Origin of the sequence: Polynucleobacter sp. P1-05-14 (assembly GCF_018881675.1) — a bacterium.
In the GTDB taxonomy this organism is placed as follows: domain Bacteria; phylum Pseudomonadota; class Gammaproteobacteria; order Burkholderiales; family Burkholderiaceae; genus Polynucleobacter.
Window position 1 is genome coordinate 60,675 of the sequence record NZ_JACVPV010000008.1, and the last position, 21,543, is coordinate 82,217.

The 21,543-nt window shown below is 45.0% G+C and carries 20 protein-coding genes, 1 other RNA gene, 1 pseudogene and 1 riboswitch; of the genes and pseudogenes, 5 read left to right on the top strand and 17 right to left on the bottom strand.

The window, feature by feature from the left end; all coding sequences use genetic code 11:
• Position 1: 1 nt before the first annotated feature.
• The 12 genes from ICN37_RS06180 to ICN37_RS06235 form a co-directional block, all read right to left on the bottom strand.
• Positions 2 to 1,441, bottom strand: coding sequence for an amino acid permease (locus ICN37_RS06180; protein ID WP_216155713.1), 1,440 nt, complete (start codon positions 1,439 to 1,441; stop codon positions 2 to 4).
• Positions 1,442 to 1,478: 37 nt separating this feature from the next.
• Positions 1,479 to 1,898, bottom strand: coding sequence for an ABC transporter permease subunit (locus tag ICN37_RS06185; protein WP_216155716.1), 420 nt, complete (start codon positions 1,896 to 1,898; stop codon positions 1,479 to 1,481).
• Entirely contained in the window at positions 1,862 to 2,149 is a 288-nt protein-coding gene (locus ICN37_RS06190; protein ID WP_216155719.1) for an ABC transporter permease subunit, read from the bottom strand. Before ICN37_RS06190 ends, ICN37_RS06185 begins: the two co-directional genes overlap by 37 nt.
• Positions 2,150 to 2,151: 2 nt before the next feature.
• Positions 2,152 to 2,880 carry an amino acid ABC transporter ATP-binding protein gene (locus ICN37_RS06195; protein ID WP_216155722.1) on the bottom strand — a complete coding sequence of 243 codons (729 nt, stop codon included), beginning with the start codon at positions 2,878 to 2,880 and terminating at the stop codon, positions 2,152 to 2,154.
• Complete coding sequence (locus ICN37_RS06200) at positions 2,877 to 3,536, bottom strand: amino acid ABC transporter permease (protein ID WP_215320389.1); 660 nt, start codon at positions 3,534 to 3,536, stop codon at positions 2,877 to 2,879. The genes ICN37_RS06195 and ICN37_RS06200 overlap by 4 nt, the downstream gene beginning before the upstream one ends.
• Positions 3,537 to 3,556: 20 nt before the next feature.
• On the bottom strand, positions 3,557 to 4,309 hold the full coding sequence (locus tag ICN37_RS06205; protein ID WP_215320391.1) for a transporter substrate-binding domain-containing protein: 753 nt from the start codon (positions 4,307 to 4,309) through the stop codon (positions 3,557 to 3,559).
• A gap of 209 nt (positions 4,310 to 4,518) precedes the next feature.
• Entirely contained in the window at positions 4,519 to 5,451 is a 933-nt protein-coding gene (locus tag ICN37_RS06210) for a methionyl-tRNA formyltransferase (RefSeq protein ID WP_216155725.1), read from the bottom strand.
• A 1-nt stretch (position 5,452) separates the two neighbouring features.
• Positions 5,453 to 6,700: a formyl-CoA transferase gene (gene frc, locus ICN37_RS06215; RefSeq protein ID WP_215320395.1), complete on the bottom strand. Its 1,248-nt coding sequence runs from the start codon at positions 6,698 to 6,700 to the stop codon at positions 5,453 to 5,455.
• A gap of 138 nt (positions 6,701 to 6,838) precedes the next feature.
• Complete coding sequence (locus ICN37_RS06220; protein WP_216155728.1) at positions 6,839 to 7,267, bottom strand: PAS domain S-box protein; 429 nt, start codon at positions 7,265 to 7,267, stop codon at positions 6,839 to 6,841.
• A gap of 82 nt (positions 7,268 to 7,349) precedes the next feature.
• Positions 7,350 to 8,600 carry a formyl-CoA transferase gene (frc, locus tag ICN37_RS06225; RefSeq protein ID WP_215357501.1) on the bottom strand — a complete coding sequence of 417 codons (1,251 nt, stop codon included), beginning with the start codon at positions 8,598 to 8,600 and terminating at the stop codon, positions 7,350 to 7,352.
• Between the two features lie 80 nt (positions 8,601 to 8,680).
• Entirely contained in the window at positions 8,681 to 10,390 is a 1,710-nt protein-coding gene (gene oxc / locus ICN37_RS06230) for an oxalyl-CoA decarboxylase (RefSeq protein WP_216155731.1), read from the bottom strand.
• A 204-nt stretch (positions 10,391 to 10,594) separates the two neighbouring features.
• Positions 10,595 to 11,212, bottom strand: a complete 618-nt coding sequence (locus ICN37_RS06235; RefSeq protein WP_072583791.1) for a Crp/Fnr family transcriptional regulator — start codon at positions 11,210 to 11,212, stop codon at positions 10,595 to 10,597.
• A gap of 82 nt (positions 11,213 to 11,294) precedes the next feature.
• Positions 11,295 to 11,511: riboswitch (cobalamin riboswitch) on the top strand.
• A 143-nt stretch (positions 11,512 to 11,654) separates the two neighbouring features.
• Here ICN37_RS06235 and ICN37_RS06240 point away from each other — a divergent pair.
• The 5 genes and pseudogenes from ICN37_RS06240 (at position 11,655) to ICN37_RS06260 (ending at position 15,511) form a co-directional block, all read left to right on the top strand.
• The gene (locus ICN37_RS06240) at positions 11,655 to 13,796 is read left to right on the top strand and encodes a TonB-dependent receptor (protein ID WP_216155735.1); all 2,142 of its coding nucleotides are present in this window, start codon (positions 11,655 to 11,657) and stop codon (positions 13,794 to 13,796) included.
• A 94-nt stretch (positions 13,797 to 13,890) separates the two neighbouring features.
• Positions 13,891 to 14,178, top strand: coding sequence for a hypothetical protein (locus tag ICN37_RS06245; protein ID WP_215320406.1), 288 nt, complete (start codon positions 13,891 to 13,893; stop codon positions 14,176 to 14,178).
• A pseudogene (locus tag ICN37_RS11685) lies at positions 14,159 to 14,374 on the top strand (cell division protein ZapA); the annotation flags it as partial. The gene ICN37_RS06245 and the pseudogene ICN37_RS11685, both read left to right, overlap by 20 nt.
• A 99-nt stretch (positions 14,375 to 14,473) precedes the next feature.
• A non-coding RNA gene (gene ssrS, locus ICN37_RS06255) (6S RNA) lies at positions 14,474 to 14,692 on the top strand.
• Positions 14,693 to 15,511, top strand: a complete 819-nt coding sequence (locus ICN37_RS06260; RefSeq protein WP_216155738.1) for a sulfite exporter TauE/SafE family protein — start codon at positions 14,693 to 14,695, stop codon at positions 15,509 to 15,511.
• On the opposite strand, the gene ICN37_RS06265 is transcribed toward ICN37_RS06260, so the two are convergent.
• The 5 genes from ICN37_RS06265 to ICN37_RS06285 all read right to left on the bottom strand — a co-directional run bounded on the left by ICN37_RS06265 (position 15,512) and on the right by ICN37_RS06285 (position 21,413).
• The gene (locus ICN37_RS06265; RefSeq protein WP_216155788.1) at positions 15,512 to 17,041 is read right to left on the bottom strand and encodes an AMP-binding protein; all 1,530 of its coding nucleotides are present in this window, start codon (positions 17,039 to 17,041) and stop codon (positions 15,512 to 15,514) included.
• 13 nt (positions 17,042 to 17,054) lie between these two features.
• Positions 17,055 to 18,410 (bottom strand): TRAP transporter large permease, encoded by a 1,356-nt coding sequence (locus tag ICN37_RS06270; RefSeq protein ID WP_215320410.1) that lies wholly within the window; start codon positions 18,408 to 18,410, stop codon positions 17,055 to 17,057.
• Between the two features lies 1 nt (position 18,411).
• Entirely contained in the window at positions 18,412 to 18,930 is a 519-nt protein-coding gene (locus tag ICN37_RS06275; RefSeq protein WP_251368446.1) for a TRAP transporter small permease, read from the bottom strand.
• A gap of 1 nt (position 18,931) precedes the next feature.
• On the bottom strand, positions 18,932 to 19,966 hold the full coding sequence (gene dctP, locus ICN37_RS06280) for a TRAP transporter substrate-binding protein DctP (protein ID WP_215320412.1): 1,035 nt from the start codon (positions 19,964 to 19,966) through the stop codon (positions 18,932 to 18,934).
• Between the two features lie 142 nt (positions 19,967 to 20,108).
• Positions 20,109 to 21,413 (bottom strand): malonyl-CoA decarboxylase domain-containing protein, encoded by a 1,305-nt coding sequence (locus ICN37_RS06285; protein ID WP_216155741.1) that lies wholly within the window; start codon positions 21,411 to 21,413, stop codon positions 20,109 to 20,111.
• Between the last annotated feature and the right edge of the window lie 130 nt (positions 21,414 to 21,543).

Consider the following 21,543-nt stretch of genomic DNA (forward strand, 5'->3'; position numbering starts at 1 on the left):
TCTATCGAGCTCTATATATTTTTGCAGCAGCATTTTGCTCGATGACTTTTTTCTTAAAGGCTGCTATCAACGCTTTCTGATTCAGGCTTCTACGAGTCTTAAACCAGTAGAAGAAACCAAGCAGCACAAACCATAATGGCAAGAAGTACAGCGCAATGCGTGTGTTCTCATTGAGGCCTAGAGCGTAGATGACAATAGCAAAAAATATAAATGCAACATAAACCATCGTTTTACCCAGAGGAGTCTTAAACTTCGACTCATCATGAACTTGGGGTAAACGCTTGCGATACGCAAGATAGGCAAACAAAATCATCGACCAAATATAAATAAAGAGAATAGCTGTTACGCTACCAACCAATTCAAATGCGCTCATCATGGACTGTGTGGTTGTCAGTATGAGGGATGCCGATAGCACAAGCCCCGTTCCAAAAAAGATGCCTCCAGTAGGAATCTTATGGGAAGATAACTTTCCAAAGATGGATGGCGCATGATGATTCTTTGCCAGGCCATATACCATGCGCGATGTGGCGTAGATGCCGCTATTGCTCGATGAAGTAGCCGAACTAATCACCACTCCGTTGATCAAGGATGCGGCACTTACCATTCCCACCAGCGAAAACATACCCACAAAAGGACTTTCGTCAGGAGAGATATCCACCCAAGGAGTCACCATCATTAAAACCATGACAGTGCCAATATAGAAAATCATGATGCGGAAGGGAATTTTATGAATCGCATCCGGCAGCATTCGCTCTGGATCCTTTGTTTCTGCCATCATGGTGCCAATGATTTCCATACCAGCAAATGCGAAGATTGCGGTCTGCAGACCTCCCAGTAAGCCCGAGACCCCATTGGGAAATAGTCCTCCGTAAGACCATAGATTACTGATATGAGCGGTAACGCCACTCGGAGAAACAAAGCCGGTAATACATAAATAAATCCCGAGAGCAATCAGACTAATAATGGCGACCACTTTGATAATGGCTAACCAAAACTCTAGCTCCCCAAATGCCTTAACACTAAGAATATTCAGAGTCAGCAATAAAAGCACAATGGAAAGAGCGGATATCCAAGGGGGTAAGTTGGGCCACCAGAAAGCAATATAGCCAGTAATCGCAATAATCTCAGCAATCGCAGCAACGATCCAAGCAAACCAATACGTCCAGCCCATAAAAAATCCTGCTGACGGCCCCAGTAAGTCTTCAGAAAAATCAACAAAGGATTTGTAATTGAGGTTCGATAGGAGCAACTCTCCCATAGCTCGCATCACAAAATATAAGATGCAGCCAATGATGGCATAAATCAAAATGATGCTGGGGCCAGCAATCGATATGGTCTTTCCAGAGCCCATAAATAAGCCGGTGCCAATACAGCCACCGATAGCGATCATTTCGATTTGTCGCTGACCTAAACCGCGCTCTAATTTATGATGACTTTCCATACAAATCCAATTTCTGGTGAAACAAATTTAGCTGAATTCAGTTAATCGGTATTAGCACCCGTCGCTCAATCATTCTGGCAACCAAGACAATAATGGAAACTAAGAGTAAATATACTAAAGCGGTGAGTAAGTAGGCTTTGAAAAACTGAAAATTAGTGGAGGCTAACTCCTGCATTCGAGCAAAAAACTCGGTGTACTGAATCAAAAACGTAATCGAGCTGTCTTTAAGGTTGCCTATTACCTGGTTGGTTAGTGCTGGCACTGAAGTACGCAACACTTGCGGCAGAGTAATTAAACGAAATACCTGTGACGGCTCAAAGCCTTGTGCTCTAGCAGCTTCCAACTGGGTCTTATCTAGGCCATTAAATGCCGTTGTTAGATATGCAGCATTGTAAGCAGCCACATTTAAGGTAAATCCGATCACTGCCACTGTAAATGGATTGAGTCGGACCCCCATTGAGGGAGTCCGTAATACATTAAGAACAAAAGCACGATTAAGGGCATGCCAATAAAAAAGGAAATGTAGCTATTAATGGCATTGCGGATAAGGACATTTTTACTGAGCGTCAGATAGAAGACAAAAACACCTAATAAAAATCCCGTAACACTAATAACAACTGCTAATTGGAGGGTATTAGAAAGTCCAGCCAATATGAGCGGCATCTGCTCAAGAAGGTCACGCTCAAAACCGCTCCAAGATCCTGCCATGACTACTCTCTCTTACCAAAAAAAGCTCGTAGCTCTGGGTCGGAATGATTATTCGCAAGAACATCAATACGCTCATCTGCACGAATAACACCCCTATCCAAAAATAGCACCCGATCTGAAATGGCGCTTGCCAAACCCAAGTCATGAGTTACACAAATCATGGTGATTCCATTGCGATGCAGGCGATTTATGAGATCTCCAACATCGCGAGACATGATGGGATCGAGTGCTGAGGTTGGCTCATCCAACAGCAATACGGCTGGGTCCATCGCTAAAGCTCGTGCAATAGCAACGCGCTGCTTCTGTCCACCGGATAATTGAGATGGGTACTTACTTTGATGGGGCGTCATCTCAAATCGAGACAACTCATGTAAAGCCTTCTCATTGGCTTCTTTAAGCCCCATACCCTCTAATTTACGCAATGCTAATGTGACATTTTCTAAGGCAGTGAGATGGCTATACAAAGCAAATTGCTGAAACACAAAGCCAATTTGCTCGCGTAATTGCCGCACATCTACATTCGGGCCCAAGATCTCATTACCCTTGAACTGAATTGATCCGGAGGTAGGCTCTACTAAGCGATTTAAGCACCTCAAGAGGGTTGATTTTCCGCTTCCAGAAGAGCCCATCAGGACCTTCACCTCACCTTGCTGCAAGTCTAGGTTAATCCCAGAGAGAACTAAATGACCCTCAAATTCCTTAGTGAGGTCTCGAATGGAAATCACCGTCATACAGCAACTTCTTTCATGCCTGGAATCTCATAATGTTTTTGAATCAACTGAACGCCGAATAATAAGATCCGATAAATCACAAAATAAAGAACTCCAACCATCAGATAAACATCAATTCCCTTTAGGGTGTTAGCTGTTAATGTCATGGCTTCCTTAGTGATTTCTGGAATACCTACGGTATAAGCAAAAGGAGAATATTTCAGCACGGAAGTAAATTCATTGACCATGCCGGGAATGGAGAAACGGAGCATCTGTGGAATTTCAATATATCGAAGCACCTGGATACGACTCATGCCCATTGCCCGTGCAGCAACTATTTCAGCTGGATCGACAGAATTAAATGCCCCACGAAAGACTTCCGTTAAGTAGGCGCCGCCTACCAAACCCAGACTAAGCGCCATCGCCATTAAGGGTGGCGGCTTAATACCTATCCCAGGAAGACCAAAGTACACCATGAATAGGAGAACGAGTACTGGAACACCACGAAAGATGTAGGTATAGATATCAATTAGAAAAGAAACGCTTCTGATAGAGAGTCTATGTAGGCTAGAAAGGAGTAGACCGACAACAAGGCCGGTCATACTACAAACCAATGTCACGATAACGGTGTAGACAACACCCTTACAGAGTTCTAGCAGAATACCTAAAAGACTCATGACGAACTTTTACTAGAGGATTACTTCATCCACTTATCTAAGATCGCTTGAATTTTTTCTGGCCCTAACTCCGTTAAGTACTTATCAAAGTCATCACGTAACTTGGAGCCCTTGGCAAAAGCAAATCCCAACTTATCGTAACCCTTGAATACATAGGCACTTTCCAATGGAAGCTTTAGCTTGTTTTCGTAATTTAAGAACACGGGCTCTTCAATAAATGCTAAATCAATATTGCCATTCTGCAGATCAGTTACCACCTCAGCATATGAGGGATAAAGCTTTACCTTACTCAAAGAGTAGTAACCCTTAGGTTCCAGCTCATTTCTGATTAAGTCATCATAGGCCATACCACGCGGGTAGCCAATCGAATATTTCTTGAGTTGATTTAAGTCCGTAATCTTAATGTTCTTACTTTTAAGACTTACGAGATGCCAAGAGTTATCGTAATAAGGCTGAGAAAAATCCATCGCCTCTTTGCGCTTATCCGTGATTGAGATGCCAGAAAAGGCAACATCGGCTTGACCGCTTGAAACAGCACCAAGCATTCCCTGCCAATCATAAGGAGTTACTTTTAAAGTGCAGCCACGGGATTTGCAATAGCCCTGGAAAATATCCATATCGACGCCAACAATCTGACCATTTTGATCAAATAGCATTGGTGGTGACGCAGGCGATACGGCTACCTTAATTTCACTTGAATTCGTCCCCTTAGAGCAGGCAACCATTCCTAGGCTTAGGGCACAAATCAGTAATAGCAAAAATCGGCGTTTCATAGACAAAATCCTTGTAGTAAAAATCGGGGCAATTAAGCTTAAAAACATTCCGTAAATCTGACCAATAATGCACCAAGATCAGAAGCGGCACAATGAAAAGTATTTCATCAAAAGATATTGGCAGAAAGGCTGTTTGCAAATGATGATTCTTTGGCAGGAATTGCAGAACATCACAATTCATGCCGTCATTGGGTTGTTTGCCAACCGATCTAAAGAATAAAGAACCGCCCTACTTCTAGATTCAGCTCTTTAGCCAATTCAGCACCAGTGACTTTGCCCGCAGCACCTTTAGCCTTCAGGACTTCAATCTGTCCACCGTGGCAGGTTACGAAGAAAGAATCTAGCGTGATTTGGGTTACTTCACCAGGCTTACCTTTAACGGCACCAAATGTAGCAGCTACGTGTTTGTGGCAATCGAAGATCTGCACTTTTTGCTCGCCAAACCTTGTCCAAGCACCTGGCGCTGGATTACATGCGCGAATCAGGTTATAGATTTGACTAATATGAGTCGCCCAATGAATCTGTGCAGCATTCACATCAAACCAGCCTTCATAGTTGGCCTGTGATTCATCTTGAACAACTTCTTGATGCTTACCTGCAACTACAAGATCAGCAGCCTCTAGGAGGGCTTGTACACCGATCGGGAATAAATGATCAAAGTAGATCTTGCCTAAGGTGTCATTGGGTCCAATGGCTACTTCTTTTTGCAAAATGACTTCACCTTCATCCAAGCCATCGGATGGGCGGAAGATAGTTAAACCTGTTTTCTCTTCACCTAATGCGATTGCCCAATTGATAGCGCTTGGACCGCGATATTTAGGTAGCAAGGATGGGTGATATTGGATGGTGCCATGCTTTGGAATCTTACAAAGCTCTTGCGGCACAAACTGAAGCACATAAGCCATTACACAGATATCGGCATTGGCGTCAATCATGGCTTGGGCAGCCTCTGGACCCTTCAGTGAAGCAAACTGCAAGGGGGTTAAGCCCCTTGCTAACGCAGCTTCTTTTAAGACTTCGGGTTTGCTTGATTTGGGATTATCGGGTGGGCAGAAAACAGCAACCACTTCGTCGCCGTGATCTAAAAAGGCTTCTAACGCCGCCTTACCAAAATCCGCACTCCCAATCAAAGCAACACGCATCTTAGATCACCTTCTCGTGACGTAATGCGATCAATTCATCGGTTGAGTAACCGAGCTCACTGAGAATCTCATCAGTATGCTCTCCAAGTAAGGGTGAACGCTCTACGTCAGTTGGACTATCGGACAACTTAATTGGGTTGCCAACAGTAAGGTACTTGCCACGAATTGGATGATCCACCTCAACCACTGTCCCAGTCGCGCGTAATGCAGGCTCTTCAGCAATCTCTTTCATGGACAGAATTGGACCGCATGGGATGTCATATTTATTAAGAACATCCATGACTTCAAACTTCGTCATCGTCATAGTCCACTTTTCGATCTCACCGAAGATTTCCATCAAGTGCGGCAAGCGTGCCATTGGCGATGCAAAACGCACATCGGTAATCCAATCTTCACGACCGATTACTTTACAAACAGCTTCCCAAACTGGGGCTTGTACGATCACATACATATAGGCATTTGGATCTGTTTCCCAGCCCTTACACTTAACGATCCAACCAGGCTGACCGCCACCAGAAGCATTGCCGGCGCGGGGTACGGCGTCACCAAACTCACCATTCGGGAACTGTGGATATTCTTGCATCAGACCAACGCGCTCTAAACGTTGTTGATCACGCAACTTCACGCGGCACAAATTCAATACGGCATCTTGCATCGCCGCTAATACTTTCTGACCACGCCCAGAGTGAGTGCGTTGGTATAGAGCTGTAACAATACCGAGCGCTAAATGCAAGCCTGTTCCGCTATCACCAATTTGTGCACCGGTTACCATTGGAGGACCGTCATCAAAACCAGTAGTTGATGCAGAACCACCAGCGCACTGCGCTACGTTCTCATACACCTTGCAATCTTCGTATGGACCAGGGCCAAAGCCTTTTACGGAAGCCATGATCATCATCGGATTGAGTTCCTGAATGCGCTCCCAAGAAAATCCCATGCGGTCGAGTGCGCCTGGTGCAAAGTTCTCAACCAGTACGTCGCACTCTTTAATGAGGCGCTCTAGAATTTCTTTACCCTTTTGGGTTTTGGTATTCACGGTAATGGAGCGCTTGTTATGGTTCAGCATCGTGAAATACAAACTATCTGCATCAGGAATGTCACGCAATTGACCGCGTGTTGCATCGCCTTCACCGGATTTTTCTACTTTGATGACGTCTGCACCAAACCAAGCCAGCAACTGAGTGCAGGTTGGGCCTGATTGAACGTGCGTAAAGTCGAGGATTTTGACCCCTTCTAGTGCTTTTGCCATGATTTAAGTCCTAATAAGAATGAATATTGAATTAAAGCAATTTTACCAGTGGGAAATGGGAGAAATTGAGGCGTGCCCGTTTTTTGGGCATGGATTCCGTCTAAACCTGCATTTACTCTTGTTAGGGTCTATGTACGGCTAAGTCTGGGGATTTTCAAGATCAGAAAGGCGCTTTTTAAGGGCCCTTTCTTCGGCAAAACGCTCTGACTCATCCCGAATGACGGCAACCACTCCGTTAGCCTTCCCCGAGGCGTCAAAGAGCATGCCTACAGTAAAAGCGATCGAAAGGGTTCTACCATCCTTATGTTTGGCTGGAACTTTTAATAGCGAAGCGCCATAGCGGGTTGTACCAGTCTTCATAGAATGGCTATATCCCTCATTGTGTTTCTGGCGCTGACGCTCAGGAACAATGAGATCTAAAGTATTTCCAAGGGCTTCTTGCTCTGAGTATCCAAAGATACGTGTGGCCGCAGGATTCCACAGCACGATCTTTTCATCAGCATCGGCAACCACAATCGCATCGCCTACGCACTCTACTAACTGGTGTAAATCAATATTGGTGTTCATGTGATCAGTCTATAGAGTTTTTAAGAAATAAAAAAGGCGCTCACTAGGAGCGCCTTCAAATTAATGCCAATGTTACTTGTTATTAAACTGCTTTAGCTGTGTGCAACTTAGCGATGTCATCAGCGCTATAGCCAAGGTCAGCCAATACTTCGTCAGTGTGCTCACCCAATACTGGTGATGGACCAACTTCGATTTCCAAATCAGAGAACTTGATTGGGCTACCGATAGTCAAATACTTACCACGTACTTTGTGGTCCACTTCAACAATAGAACCGCTCTTACGCAAGTCAGGTGAGTTAGCCAATTCTTTCATGGAGAGAACTGGGGCACATGGAATATCAAACTTGCGGAGAATGTCTACAGCTTCGTATTTAGTCTTGTCTTTGAGCCAGTCTTCAATAGTTGCGAAGATGTCAAAAATCTTGTCTTGACGCGCTTCAGCAGTCATGTACGCTGGATCAGTTGCCCACTCTGGCTTACCAATCGCACGAGTAATTGGCTCCCAAGCGTGACCTTGAATAGTGAAGTAGATGTATGCGTTTGGATCTGTTTCCCAACCCTTACACTTCAACACCCAACCTGGCTGACCGCCACCACCAGCGTTACCGCCACGTGGAACTACGTCAGTAAATGAACCGTGTGGGTACTGTGGGTACTCTTCCAAGTAACCAATTTTGTCCAAACGTTGTTGGTCGCGCAACTTCACGCGGCACAAGTTCAATACAGCGTCTTGCATTGAGCAAGAAACTTTTTGACCTTTGCCAGTTTTTTGACGTTGCATCAAAGCTGTCAAGATACCGATTGCCAAGTGCATACCAGTATTTGAGTCACCCAAAGCAGCAGCAGAAACTGTAGGAGGACCATCCCAGAAGCCAGTTGTAGAAGCAGCACCGCCAGCGCACTGAGCAACGTTCTCATACACTTTTAAGTCTTCGTATGAGTGGCCATCACTAAAGCCTTTAACAGAAGCCATGATCATTTTTGGGTTCAATTCTTGGATACGCTTCCAAGAGAATCCCATACGATCCAAAGCGCCCGGACCAAAGTTCTCAACCATGACGTCAGAAGTTTTGATCATCTTCTCTAAAACTTCTTTACCTTCTTGAGTCTTAGTATCCAAAGTCAATGAACGCTTGTTACCGTTCAACATTGTGAAGTACAAAGCATCTGCGCCTGGAATGTCGCGCAATTGGCTACGAGTTACGTCGCCAGAACCTGGACGCTCAACCTTGATTACGTCAGCGCCGTACCAAGCCAACAACTGAGTACATGCAGGGCCTGCCTGTACGTGTGTGAAGTCAATAATGCGAATACCGTCTAATGGTTTAGTCATGTGTGTTTCTCCTTAAGTCTTTCTTGTTTACTTCAAATTTAGCTCAAAAATATTAACTTTTTATTACCGTTTTTAATATCTTATTTCTTAGCAGCTGCGGTGGATGGGTTTAAGTTCGTTAAACGTCCACTCTCAGTACCTGCAGTTTCATCAATAACAGCATTGATGAGGGCTGGTTTACCGGCAGCAATCGCTTCTGTTAACGCTGCTTCTAATTCTGCTGGGGTAGTTACGTAGTAACCAACACCACCAAATGCTTCAATCATTTTGTCGTAACGAGCATCTTTAACGAACACAGTTGGTGCAACATCAGCGCCGCCTGTTGGGTTAACGTCAGTACCGCGGTATACGCCGTTGTTGTTGAATACAACAGTCGTGATTGGCAAGTTGTAACGGCAAACTGTTTCCAATTCCATACCGCTAAAGCCAAATGCGCTATCGCCTTCAACTGCAACTGTTGGCGAGCCGCTAGTAACGGCCGCGCCAATTGCATAACCCATACCGATACCCATAATGCCCCAAGTACCAGAGTCAAAACGCTTACGTGGCTTGTACATATCAACGATTGCACGGCAATAGTCGAGTGTATTTGCACCTTCGTTTACCAAGTTCACATCTGGGTTCTTCTTGATCACATCACGAATCACACGTAATGCGCCATGGAAGTTCATTGGATTTGCTTCTTTAGCCAATGTCTCTGCCATCTTGGCTAAGTTCTTATCCTTCTTCTCAGTGATCGCAGCAATCCACTCAGCACTTGGCTTAGGAACAGCAGAGATGCCCTTCAAGAGTTCACCAACGCATGAACCGATATCACCAATCAATGGAGCAGCAATTTGAACGTTGCTATCCACTTCGTTTGCTTGAATATCAATTTGGATAAATTTCTTAGGCTCTTTGCCCCAAGTTTTACCTTTACCGTGTGCCAGCAACCAGTTCAAACGTGCGCCAACCAATAACACTGCATCAGCTTCAGCCAATACAAATGAACGCGCCGCAGAAGCAGATTGTGGGTGATTGTCTGGCAACAAACCTTTAGCCATCGACATCGGCAAGTAAGGGATACCTGATTTTTCAACTAAGTCACGAATCTCTTTATCGGCTTGAGCATAAGCAGCGCCCTTACCCAAGAGAATCAATGGACGCTTAGCGCCCTTCAACACATTTAATGCACGAGCAACTGCATCAGCTGCTGGGATTTGACGTGGAACTGGATCAATTACTTTGAAAATGGATTTCTTTGCTTCATCAGCAGGCATAGTTTGTGCAAGCAACTGAGCTGGCAAGTCTAAATAAACGCCACCTGGACGACCAGAAACAGCAGCACGGATTGCGCGAGCAAAACCAATGCCGATATCTTCAATGTGATTAATACGATATGCAGCTTTGCAATATGGCTTCGCTGCGTTGAGCTGATCCATCTCTTCGTAGTCGCCCTGTTGCAAGTCAACGATTTCACGTTCGCTTGAACCAGAGATCAAAATCATTGGGAAGCAGTTCACAGTTGCATTAGCAAGTGCTGTCAAACCGTTCAAGAAACCAGGAGCAGAAACAGTCATACAGATACCCGGCTTTTGCGTCATATAACCAGCAATAGCAGCAGCATTACCTGCGTGTTGTTCATGACGGAAGCCGATAAAACGCAAACCTTCTGCTTGCGCTAAACGGCATAAGTCAGTAATTGGAATACCAACGAGACCGAAAATAGTATCGAGGTCGTTTGCTTTCAGGGCGTCAATGACGAGGTGAAAGCCATCGGTTAATTGTGTGTTTTGATTATCAGTTGTCATAGAAATTTATATAGAAATTGCGGGTTTGCTCTTCTAGAGCCAATGCAATTTAGCTTTCGCTAACGTCTCCAATGTAGTTATAAATCGCATAACGGGTTTTGTGTCCCGCTTAGGCTGAGATGAATATTAGGCTTGGGGAAGAGGTTCATCATTGACTTCGGTCAATTTCCCCCTAAATCCTGTAATTACGGGCGGTTTTGCCCCTTAAACAAAGAGCTCTTTATGCTTCGTTTTAAGGCGACTTAGGGTCTCAGGAGAGAGATTGAGGTAAGCCGCTAACTCCTTCTTTGGAAGAAGCTCGAATAAATCCTCATATTTACGCAAGAAACGCTCTACCCGGCCTGGAGCATCGAGCATATGCAAGGTAATGGTGTGTGCCATGATTTCACTCATCAGGCGCATCACCTCAAACTCAAAGCTCTCTTTGAGAGGTTTGTGCTCCTCCAGGAATTCAGCCCACTTCTTCATGGGCATCCGAGCTACACGCGCCTTAGTGACACACGCAATACTGTATGGGGCAGCGGTTTTTAAGCGCCATGCGGCATAGCTGGTTTCAATATCTTTTTCGATAGCAAAACGCAAAATCATCTCTTTGGCATCCGCGCTCGAAACAATCCGTTTCAGAATGCCATCCAAAACGAAGTACTGCTCCATCTGGTGATCACCTTGATGCAGCAAGATTTCTGATTTTTTGAGGTCTGCAATTTCTAAATGGCGCTCTAAATCAGCCATTGCCGAGGGATCCAAGCTTTTTAAGACCGAGTTTTGACTCAACTGTAGGCGAATCAGGTTTTTTTCGGGATGCTTATCTAATACGGTCATGAATCCTTGCTCCAAGACCCTCTATTGTAGGCTTTTTTACCCCTCAAAGCCTTGAACCCCCACTTGGCGCACTTCAAATCCGCTAGAATGGCGGAGTCGTGGTGCTTTATTGCAGTGCAATAAAGTTAAACGGGAAACACTAAACGTGTGCTGCCCCCGCAACGGTAGGTAAATGCGCCCTTTTTGGTTTATTTGGGGCGTCAGGAATCTAACAAAGCCACTGTGCGCGTCAATCGCATGGGAAGGCCAGATTCTGATATTTACTAGCCCGGATACCGGCCAAGACAGGTGGAATTTTGCGGACGGGGATCTTCGCGCGCCGATGAATGCTTATGATCCCGCGATCCGAAGCCACATTGACGCCTGAACTCCTGCACGGGAAATTCTGTTCGACCCAGTTAACGGGGAAGTTAGCTAGGCAATCTGTAACAGAAAGCTTTTCATGAAACAGCAGTTTAGTAAGAAAAAAATTGCTCTACTTTGCGGCTCCCTTATAAGCCTTAACCTCACACCCTATGCATTCGCGCAAAGCAATCCGTCGACGGTAATTGTGACAGGCTCACGCTTTGAGGAAAACCTAAATGAGGTTCCAGCTAACGTCAAAGTGGTCACGCGAGATGAAATTGAAAATTCCAGCTCCAATACCATCCCTCAGGTCTTATCCCAAATTGGCGGCCTTCGAGTTACTGGATTAAATTCTAGTGCGCTAAATTTAGATGCGTCCGTTGATATGGGTGGCTACGGACCAACTGGCAATAGCACAACCGTGATTCTCGTTGATGGTATTCGAATAAACCCTATTGATTCTGGAAGTGTAGACTGGGAATCTATTCCAATAGATTCAATTGAGCGCATTGAAATACTGCAGGGTGGGGCCAGCGTTCAATACGGCAACGGGGCTGTTGGTGGCGTCATCAATATCATTACCAATGGCGGCAAGAAAAATATCAATCAAGCATCCTCCACATATGGTACCTGGGGAACCTTAATTAACAATGCCATTTTTAAAAACACGGCTGACAAAACAACCTATCAAATCAGCGCAAATACTTCCAACACCAATGGTTGGAGACCCAATACTGCAGCAAATGCTTATTCAGTAGATGCCAAAATTTCTCAAGATTTAGGCGGCAGTGATCGCATTTATGTTGATGCATACTATGGTTATACAAACTCGCAGATTGCCAGCCCTGTAGTGGGTCTCGTTGGGTCTGGAAATCCATTGTCAGTGAACCCACAAAATGCTGGTAATAATGCTACTACCAATAATTCTGGATTCCGACAAGGTCTAACCAAAACTTTGAGCGAAGCCTATGTGGTTGAACTTGATACATCCTATAACAATAAGACCTCGTTCTTTTATACACCTCAAGCTGATTACTTCACCTCTTTAGATTTCAATAGCCCTAACTATGGCTATGCAGGAAGTGCAATGAATTCAAAATTGCAAGGCTGGCAACTATCTGTCTCTCCCAGGCTCAAAGCAAACTTTGATGGAGTCGGAACCACCATATTTGGATACGACTTTTCAAAAGCAAATCAAGCTGGTAGCGATAGCTATAGCCCACTCTCACAAGGAATCATTCTCACCAATCAGAATGACGTTAACAATAACCCTTTCGGATCGTATTACAACAACCTAACCCACAACTCTCAAAACGCAACTCAAATTAATAATTCTCTTTATGCAATGCAAAAAGTTCCACTTGGGAAAATTGTTGAGGCCAGCGGAGGATTTCGACGTCAAGTACAACAAGCATCAACTACCAATACCTCCATCACCGCAGCTAATGGCACCGCTAGCAATACTCAACAATATGCCGCCAATGCAGGAGACATTGCATTGAATGCTAATTACCTACCTGGGCAACGAATATATGCAAAGTGGAACCAATCCTTTAGATTTCCAAACATCGATGAATATTGGGGGTTTGCATATGATGCCAATGGGGTTGGAACCACAGTCTTCAACGGCATCCTGCAACCGCAAACTACACAAACCTACGAAATAGGTGGCAACTGGTCAATCTGGAATTCAAGAATTACCTCCTCAATCTTTAAATCCATGACTCAAAATGAGATTAGTTATAACCCGAGTACAGGTTATAACTACAACTCTATATACCAGACCAATCGAGGCGGTATTTTGTTTGATGTTGCCTCCAACATTACTCAGTCATTCAATATCGGGTTAGGTGGTAAATATCAGAAGTCATATTACGCAAATGGCCCCTATGCAGGAAACGCAATACCCATCGTGCCAGATACCCTACTCAATGCAAGAGCAAATTATTTAATCACCAGCGGCTGGACAGTTGGCGGAGTTGTTAACTATATCAGCAACCAACATTACGATGCTGGACCAAATAATTACAGCGAGGCCCCCGTCATGCCGGCTTACGTTGTGGGAGATATTTTTACCTCTTATAAATTTCAAGCGGTCGAGGCTAGACTCACAGTCAAAAACGTAGGGAATGCGCAGTACTCAAGCTACGGTGGAGTAAGCTCATTTAGTGGCAATCACTTTTACTATCCCAGTGAACCTAGGTCAGTTTTCCTAACCCTCAAATATAGCCTTAACTAAGAAATTTCCTGCCAGCCAGCCTGGTTTAGCCGATCTTTTAGGGCCTAAACCATCAACCCCACATCCGAGTCAAGCCAGAGGATACAATGCCAGTATGAGCGAGACCCCCCCTCTTTCCACTGGCGACCTAGCCTTAGGTATGGATGCGCTATGCGCATCCATCAATCGAGTGGCTGGAAAAATTCAGGTTATTGCTGAAGCTGTGCAAAGCATTAATCAAAATCGAGTGCAGCTTGAGGGTAAGATTGATGAGGCACAAAAGCGTGTTCAACGCATCTTGAGTCGCCTGCCAGAACAAAGCGACGGTCGCCAACTCAATCTACTTGGCGAAGCTATCCCACCAAATAACCCTGAGGATGACAATGAGCCAACAACGCATTGAGGTAAGTCTTGCCGGTCAGAAAATTACTCTGGCAACTAGTGCCGAGCATGAGCCATTACTCCGTGCAGCGTGCGTCTTGGTAGATGAACAAATTCAACTGGCTATTAATGGTGGTAACCGCAGTATTGAAAGAGCGAGCATGATGGCCGCACTCAAAATTGCTGGCGATCTTATTACCTTACAAAAAAATCCATCACAGCAAAGCAGTTCTTCCAATGTCAGCACAGATGAAGTTACTCGCCTACAGGGTGAGATTCGTGCACTTGAAGACCAGGTAGATGCTTTGATGCAAACCCTTTCCCTGCCTGGTTCGCCAAGGCCAATAGTTCCTTGAACCGATGCGCAAGCATCCGGAACGATCTTTACCTTGTGGGCGCGAGCGTTTTGCAAGCTCACAGTGCCAACTTAGACTTGGTTACTCCCTGAGCCTCTTAATGCACCCGAAACAGAGTAGCCGTTCCACCTTGAACCTTAGGGTTCAGGATGACGGCCTAGCGGCTAAGGCGGGGAATTCATGTTACTAAGCGACATCTTGATGTTGATGTTGTGTGGTGCCATCTCTGGCTACCTGGCTGGACTGCTGGGTATTGGTGGCGGTATGATCCTGGTGCCCTTCATGATCTTGGTTTTTAATCATCTAGGATTTAGCCAAGAAGTGATTGTGCACATGGCCATTGCAACAGGCATGGCCACCATACTGTTTACAACCACCTCCGCAATTTGGGCGCATCACAAACATGGCTCGATTGATTGGAAATTAGTTTCTTATTTAAGTCCCGGAATGATTTTTGGTGGATTGGTTGGTGGCAGTGAATTATTCGAAGCACTCAAGACCTCATGGCTCTCACTCTTCTTTGCCGTCTTTATTGTTTACACCTCAATCCAAATGCTGCTCAATAAGAAGCCTAAAGCAGGTAGAGATTTGCCTGGGACGCTTGGTTTATTTTCTTTTGGTACCTTTGCTGGAGCTCTTGCAAGCTTAGTAGGCGCAGGCGGGGCATTTATTACTGTGCCATTTATGCTTTGGTGCAATGTCAAACCGCATACAGCGATGGCTACTTCATCTGGCTTGGGTTTTCCAATTGCAGCAGCAGCAACTATTGGCTATATGTATGGAAGCTGGGGCAATCCTAATCTTCCGGCAGGCTCTCTGGGCTTTGTTTATTTACCGGCGGTTGCGTGCATTGTGACGGTCAGTATCTTTACTGCACCCTTGGGTGCAAAGATGGCCAGAAAACTCGATATTGCTCAGCTCAAACGAGTTTTTGGCATCATGCTTTTTTTCCTTGCAGCCTTCATGTTTAATGAAAGCCGCAAGGCATTCGGCTTCTAATTACGCCGTGTACTGCTGACGCAAAATATTCTTTTGCACCTTACCCATAGCATTACGAGGTAAATCAGCAACAATCTCTACGCGCTTTGGAATCTTAAAGTTTGCAATTTGTGTTTTCAAAGTAGCAATCATTGCTTCTGCATTGAGTTTTGCTCCGGCCTTAGGCACTACTACTGCCATCACTGCCTCACCAAAATCAGGGTGCGGAATACCAATCACAGCACTTTCATCAACACCAGTCATGTCATCAATGAAACTTTCGATTTCTTTCGGGTAAACGTTGTAGCCACCAGAAATAATCAAATCCTTGCTGCGGCCAACAATGCACAAGTAATCATTTGGAGCTTTACCACCATTGGCATCGCCACCCCAACGACCGACGTCGCCAGTTTTAAACCAGCCGTCTTTGGTAAATTCTTCAGCAGTCTTCTCAGGCATACGCCAGTAGCCAGCAAATATATTCGGACCCTTCACTTGAATACTGCCGATCTCGTTTACTTTGCATGGCTTATTATCTTCATCAACTACACGCACCTTAACGCCAGGCAATGGCAGACCAACCGAACCACCTACGCGCTTGCCTTTGTAAGGATTGGAAACCAACATCACCGTCTCACTCATGCCATAACGCTCAAGAATAGGCTGGCCAATCACTTCTTTGAAGGTATTAAATGTTTCTGTCAGCAAAGGAGCTGAGCCGGAAACAAATAGGCGCATATTGCTTGCTACTTTTTTAGTAAATCCTTTGTCAGCCAATAGACGTACATAGAATGTAGGTACACCCATCATCACTGTGGACTGTGGCATTTGCTTAATCAGCTGTGCCGTATCTAAACGTGGCAACCAAATCATCTTGCTGCCATTAATCAATGCGCCATGCGCCGCCACAAACAATCCATGAACGTGGAAGATAGGTAAAGCATGTAGCAATACATCGCCTTTTTTCCAGCCCCAGAACTTTTGCAACACTTGTGCATTGCTGCCAAGATTCTTATGAGTAAGCATTGCGCCTTTACTGCGTCCTGTTGTACCAGAGGTATACAGAATCGCTGCAAGATCATCATCTTTTGCTGGAATAGTCTTGAATTTGTCGCTCAGATTTCGTGCACGCTCTAATAAGGTACCCGTACGATTCTCATCCAGCGTAAATACATGCTTAGTGCCAGCCTTGGAAGCCACCTTAGAAACCCAAGAGAGATTCTTGCTGCTGCACACAACCACTGCGGGCTCAGCATTCTCTAGGAAGTACTGGATTTCAGCTGACTGATAAGCGGTATTCAGCGGCAAATACACATAGCCCGCACGAATCGTTGCTAGATAAAGAAAAAGTGCTTCAGGAGACTTCTCAACCTGCACTGCAACCCTGGCTCCTTTTGGAAGCTTCAGGCTAGCAAGTAAATTGGCAAGCTTGGCGGTTGCTGACTCAAGGTCATCCCAAGAGTAATAAAGACCGTCGTGCGTCTCGAGAGCGCACGCTTTTTTATCCTTTGGAAAACCTTTTTCCAATACTGAATACAAATTCATGAAAATATTCCTTGATTTCTTAAACTAGAGGCGCACCCATTACCCAATTAGATAATCCAGTGGCGATTTCTGGGAATACGCAAAGCAATACAACAGAAAAAAGCATGATGAATACAAATGGCATCACGCCGTAGATGATTTCACGCAAGGTGATATCAGGGGCAATATTCTTAATAACGAAAATATTCAGACCAACTGGTGGATGAATTAAGCCCGTTTCCATCACAATAGTCATCACCACGCCAAACCAGATTAAATCAAAGCCAGCGGCACGCAGAGGTGGCAAGAAAATTGGCGAAGTCATCAAAATAATTGAGACGGGTGGCAAGAAGAATCCTAGAACGATCACCATCAGTAGAATGGCCCCCAATAACACCCATCTAGAAGTATTTAGATCAACAATTGCCTGTGCAGCAGACTGACTTAAATGCAAGTAACTCATCACATTTGCAAATAAGAGGGACATCCCAATGATGAACATCAACATCGCGGATTCGCGGATCGTGACATCTAACAAGGGATATAAATCCTTAAAACGCCACATCTTATAAATCACTGCAATTAATAAAAATGCAAAGACTGCGCCCAAGCCCGCTGTTTCAGCAGGCGTTGCATATCCTCCGTACAAGGCTACCATTACACCAATCAATAAAACTAAGAAAGGCAGCACTCTAGGCAATGAGCTCATTTTTTGCTGAATGGTGTAGGTTTGACGCTCCAATATGGGCGTAGAAACCTTAGTGACAGCATAAGCTTCGTAAGCGCTGGTGTACTCTTTACGGAAGCGATAGACGGTGTATGCGGAAAAGAATATGACCAGCATGACGCCAGGGCCAATGGCCGCCAAGAATAAGCGCCCCAATGATTGCTCTGCTGCCACAGAATATAAGATCATGGTGATTGAAGGTGGCAATAAAATTCCCAAGGTGCCACCAGCAGCAATAATGCCTGCTGCAAAACCTGGAGAGTAGCCGCGCTTACGCATCTCAGGAATTCCTGCGCTACCAATCGCAGAACAAGTTGCAGGGCTAGATCCGGCCATAGCAGCAAACAGCGCACAAGCAAATACGTTCGCAACTCCTAAGCCGCCAGGTATCTTACCCATCCATACATGAAGAGCATCATACAAATCCTTGCCCGCGCGTGAACGGCCAATAGCGGCGCCTTTCAAGATAAACAATGGTATGGACATCAAAGTAATGCTGGACATTTCCTCATACACGTTCTGCGCAACCGTATCTAATGATGAAGCAGGCATGAAGAAATACATAAAAATAATTGCAACAATACCTAAAGCAAAAGCAATTGAAATCCCTGAAAACATAATCACAAGGGTTACAAAAGCAAATAAAAGACCAATGGTAAGAATAGACATATTAGTGACCCCCACTCACAACATCAGTAGTGATCGTTTTTCTGATGAAAATTTGTAGAAATAGTTGAAATGTGAGTAATGCCATGCCAGCAAACATCATAGAATAGGGAATCCACAAAGGAGGAGCCCAAGTGGAGTTGGTTACTTGACCATCTACCCATGCTTCCTGAAGCAAATCCCAAGTTTTCGTAGAAAAAAAGGCAAAAAATAGGCAGGAAATCACATCAATAACAATTCCGCGTACTTTATTAACTGGGTGAGGCAACAGGCCCTCAATTGCGGAAATTCCTATATGGCCACGTCTCTCTTGCACATATGAACTGCAGAGAAAAGTTACGCCCACCAAGCAAAATAGAGCGGCCTCATCTTGCCAGTCGTTAGCCGTATGAAATAAACCACGAGACATAACGCTGTAACTCAGAATGAGGGCCGCAGCCATCAGGGCGAGTGAGCCCAGTAACACCAAGAATTTATTCACTGCCGACATCACCCTGTCGGCAGCTTCTAGAATCAACATCATTTTATGAAAGCTTTTCTGCCGAGCGCATCATTGCAGCACAAGTTTCATTACGCTCCGAGAATTCTTTCCAAGCAGAATTCTTAGCCACTGCCTTCCATTTATCAACTACCGACGTATCCATTTCAAAAACCTTGTTGCCGGCTTTAGCAAATGCAATGGATGCATCAATATCATCCAACTTGGCCTGTTCGGTACCAAATTTTTCCATATCCACCCCGACCGCCATAATGACGTCGCGTTGTTTTGGTGTTAAAGAATCAAACACCGTTTTTGACATCATGAGTGGCTCTAACATATACCAATAGGATTTATTTTTGGCGGAGGTAAAGTTTTTAGTTAACTCCGCAAGCTTGAATGACATTAAGCTTGCTGATGATGTGTAGGCTGCCTCTAGTGAGCCGGTTTGCACGGCCTGATAAATCTCATTCGAAGGAATCGAGGTCATTACGGATGCACCGGCTGCCTTAAGCATGGCATCAAATTCACGACTGCCACCCCTCACCTTAACGCCCTTAACGTCGTCCGGAACCACGATAGGACCAGAACGTGTAGCAACGCCACCAGCCTGCCACACCCAACTAACAATCACAATACCCTTGGACTCCATGACCTTATTCAAGATCTTACCAACTTCAGCATTTTTCCATTTAGCGCCCTGTTCATAACTAGTAACTAGCGCTGGCATTAGACCAATGTTAGCCTCAACAACCTCTCCACCCGCATAAGGCATTGGGTAGAAACTAAAGTCAAGAGCGCCTTTGCGGAGAGCGCTAAATTGAGCATTTGTTTTCATTAATGAGGATTGCGGATAAACGTCAAACTTCAATTCGCCGTTTGTTTTTTTAGTGACCTCTTCACCGAACTTCTTGCATAAACGATCACGGAAGTCTGTGCCACTCGGAAATTGGTGAGAAATCTTTAAACTTTTAGCGCCTGATTGAGCAAACGCGCTCAGATCGTAACCAGCAACGGATGCTCCAGCCGCACCCAGCAACAATGTGCGACGCAATTGAGAAATTTCTTTTGAATCTGTCATGCTCATCTCCTAAATGACTATTATTTTTCTACTTACAACTGTGGGTACTGCCAGTTTTGTAGCCGCTGGCTTCTTTATGTTCCATTCTAAAGCGAATACTCTGTGAATTCTGCTTTAGAGCCTCCTCTACTAAATTTCTTGCTTAGGGCTGCATTAAACGACCAACCGCACGGGAATAATCAATTTCACCCCGGGTAAATCGCTCATGATTCTCCTCAACAGCCGAAAGATCATATAAATAATTAACCATAAGTGCCGCGGACTGTCGCAAACCCTTGCGAGAGAGGTCTCCAGCCCAGTTAATTTGATGAAGCTTGGCGCCGTTGCCCAAGTGAAATTTGGCAACCGGGTTACCGTTACGGCCAGCAGAACCTAAACCCAAGTAAATACTTGCGAGGCACAGTAAAGCGGATTTTTCTTTTTCAGTAGCATTGTCTGGATGCCAACCAGTACTTAAACGCTCAGACCAAGAGCGATTAGAAAGCCCAAGAACTTCCAAGGATTGCTCACGAGCTGTGCGAACTGCCGGCTTAAGTTGGGTGCCAGTCTTTTCACCGCCAACATCTGCGCCAGCAGAGACCCAGTCAATGAAACCCGGGATTGGTGAAAGGGTTACAAATGTTTTAAGACTTGGGAACTCTGCATGCAATTGCTCTGCAACCCGCTTAATCAAGAAGTTACCCATTGAAACACCACGCAAGCCTGGCTCGCAGTTACTAATGGAATAAAAAGCAGCCACTTTGTATTGTGAAGTTTGATGAACGGTCTCTGCCTTTTTATCTACCAAAGGCGTAATCACAGCGGGGATTTCTGGCAATAGCGCTACTTCAACGAAAATCAAAGGTTCATTTGGAAGCTGCGGATGAAAGAACGCAAAACATCTGCGATCAGGCTGCAAGCGGCGGCGCAGGTCATCCCAACCATCAATTGCGTGTACAGCCTCATGCTGAATGAGCTTTTCAAGAACTTCGGCGGGCGACTTCCAATCCACCCGATGCATCTTTAAAAATCCTGGGTTAAACCAAGAAGATAAGAGGTGACGTAAGTCAAAATCAACTGCTGTTAACTCTGGCTGCTTTTCAAGTAATTGCAACAGGTCACGACGCATACCTACGAGCGCAGCAGTTCCATTGGTTGCACGGTTAAGTCGACGAAACAATTCTTGCCTCGGTGGCTCAGTCACACGCTGTAATTTAATGTAATTGCGAGCACTCGCCTCTGCTGAAAAATTTTGCGCGGCAGCCATGACCGCAGCGGCATCGGGATTTAGCTTTTCAAATAGAAAATTGAAAAATTTAGAATGCTGATCTTTGGAGAGCTTGCGATAGTTATGGATGACATCATCGGCCATGCTGACAGCATTCGATTCACCGCGCTCAGAAATGAGTCGATTGACCGCGCCTGTAACGCGGGAAAAGTAACGGGCTTTTGCTAGCTTTTCAAGCATGTGTATCTCTCAAAGAATTCAACCCAAAGGGTAGCGGGTTGATTACTAATGTATAGCTGAGCCATACCTGAATCAATTAATGAAAGTGTATATTCATTAACTTTAAGTTAATGAATTAGAAAAAGTGTTT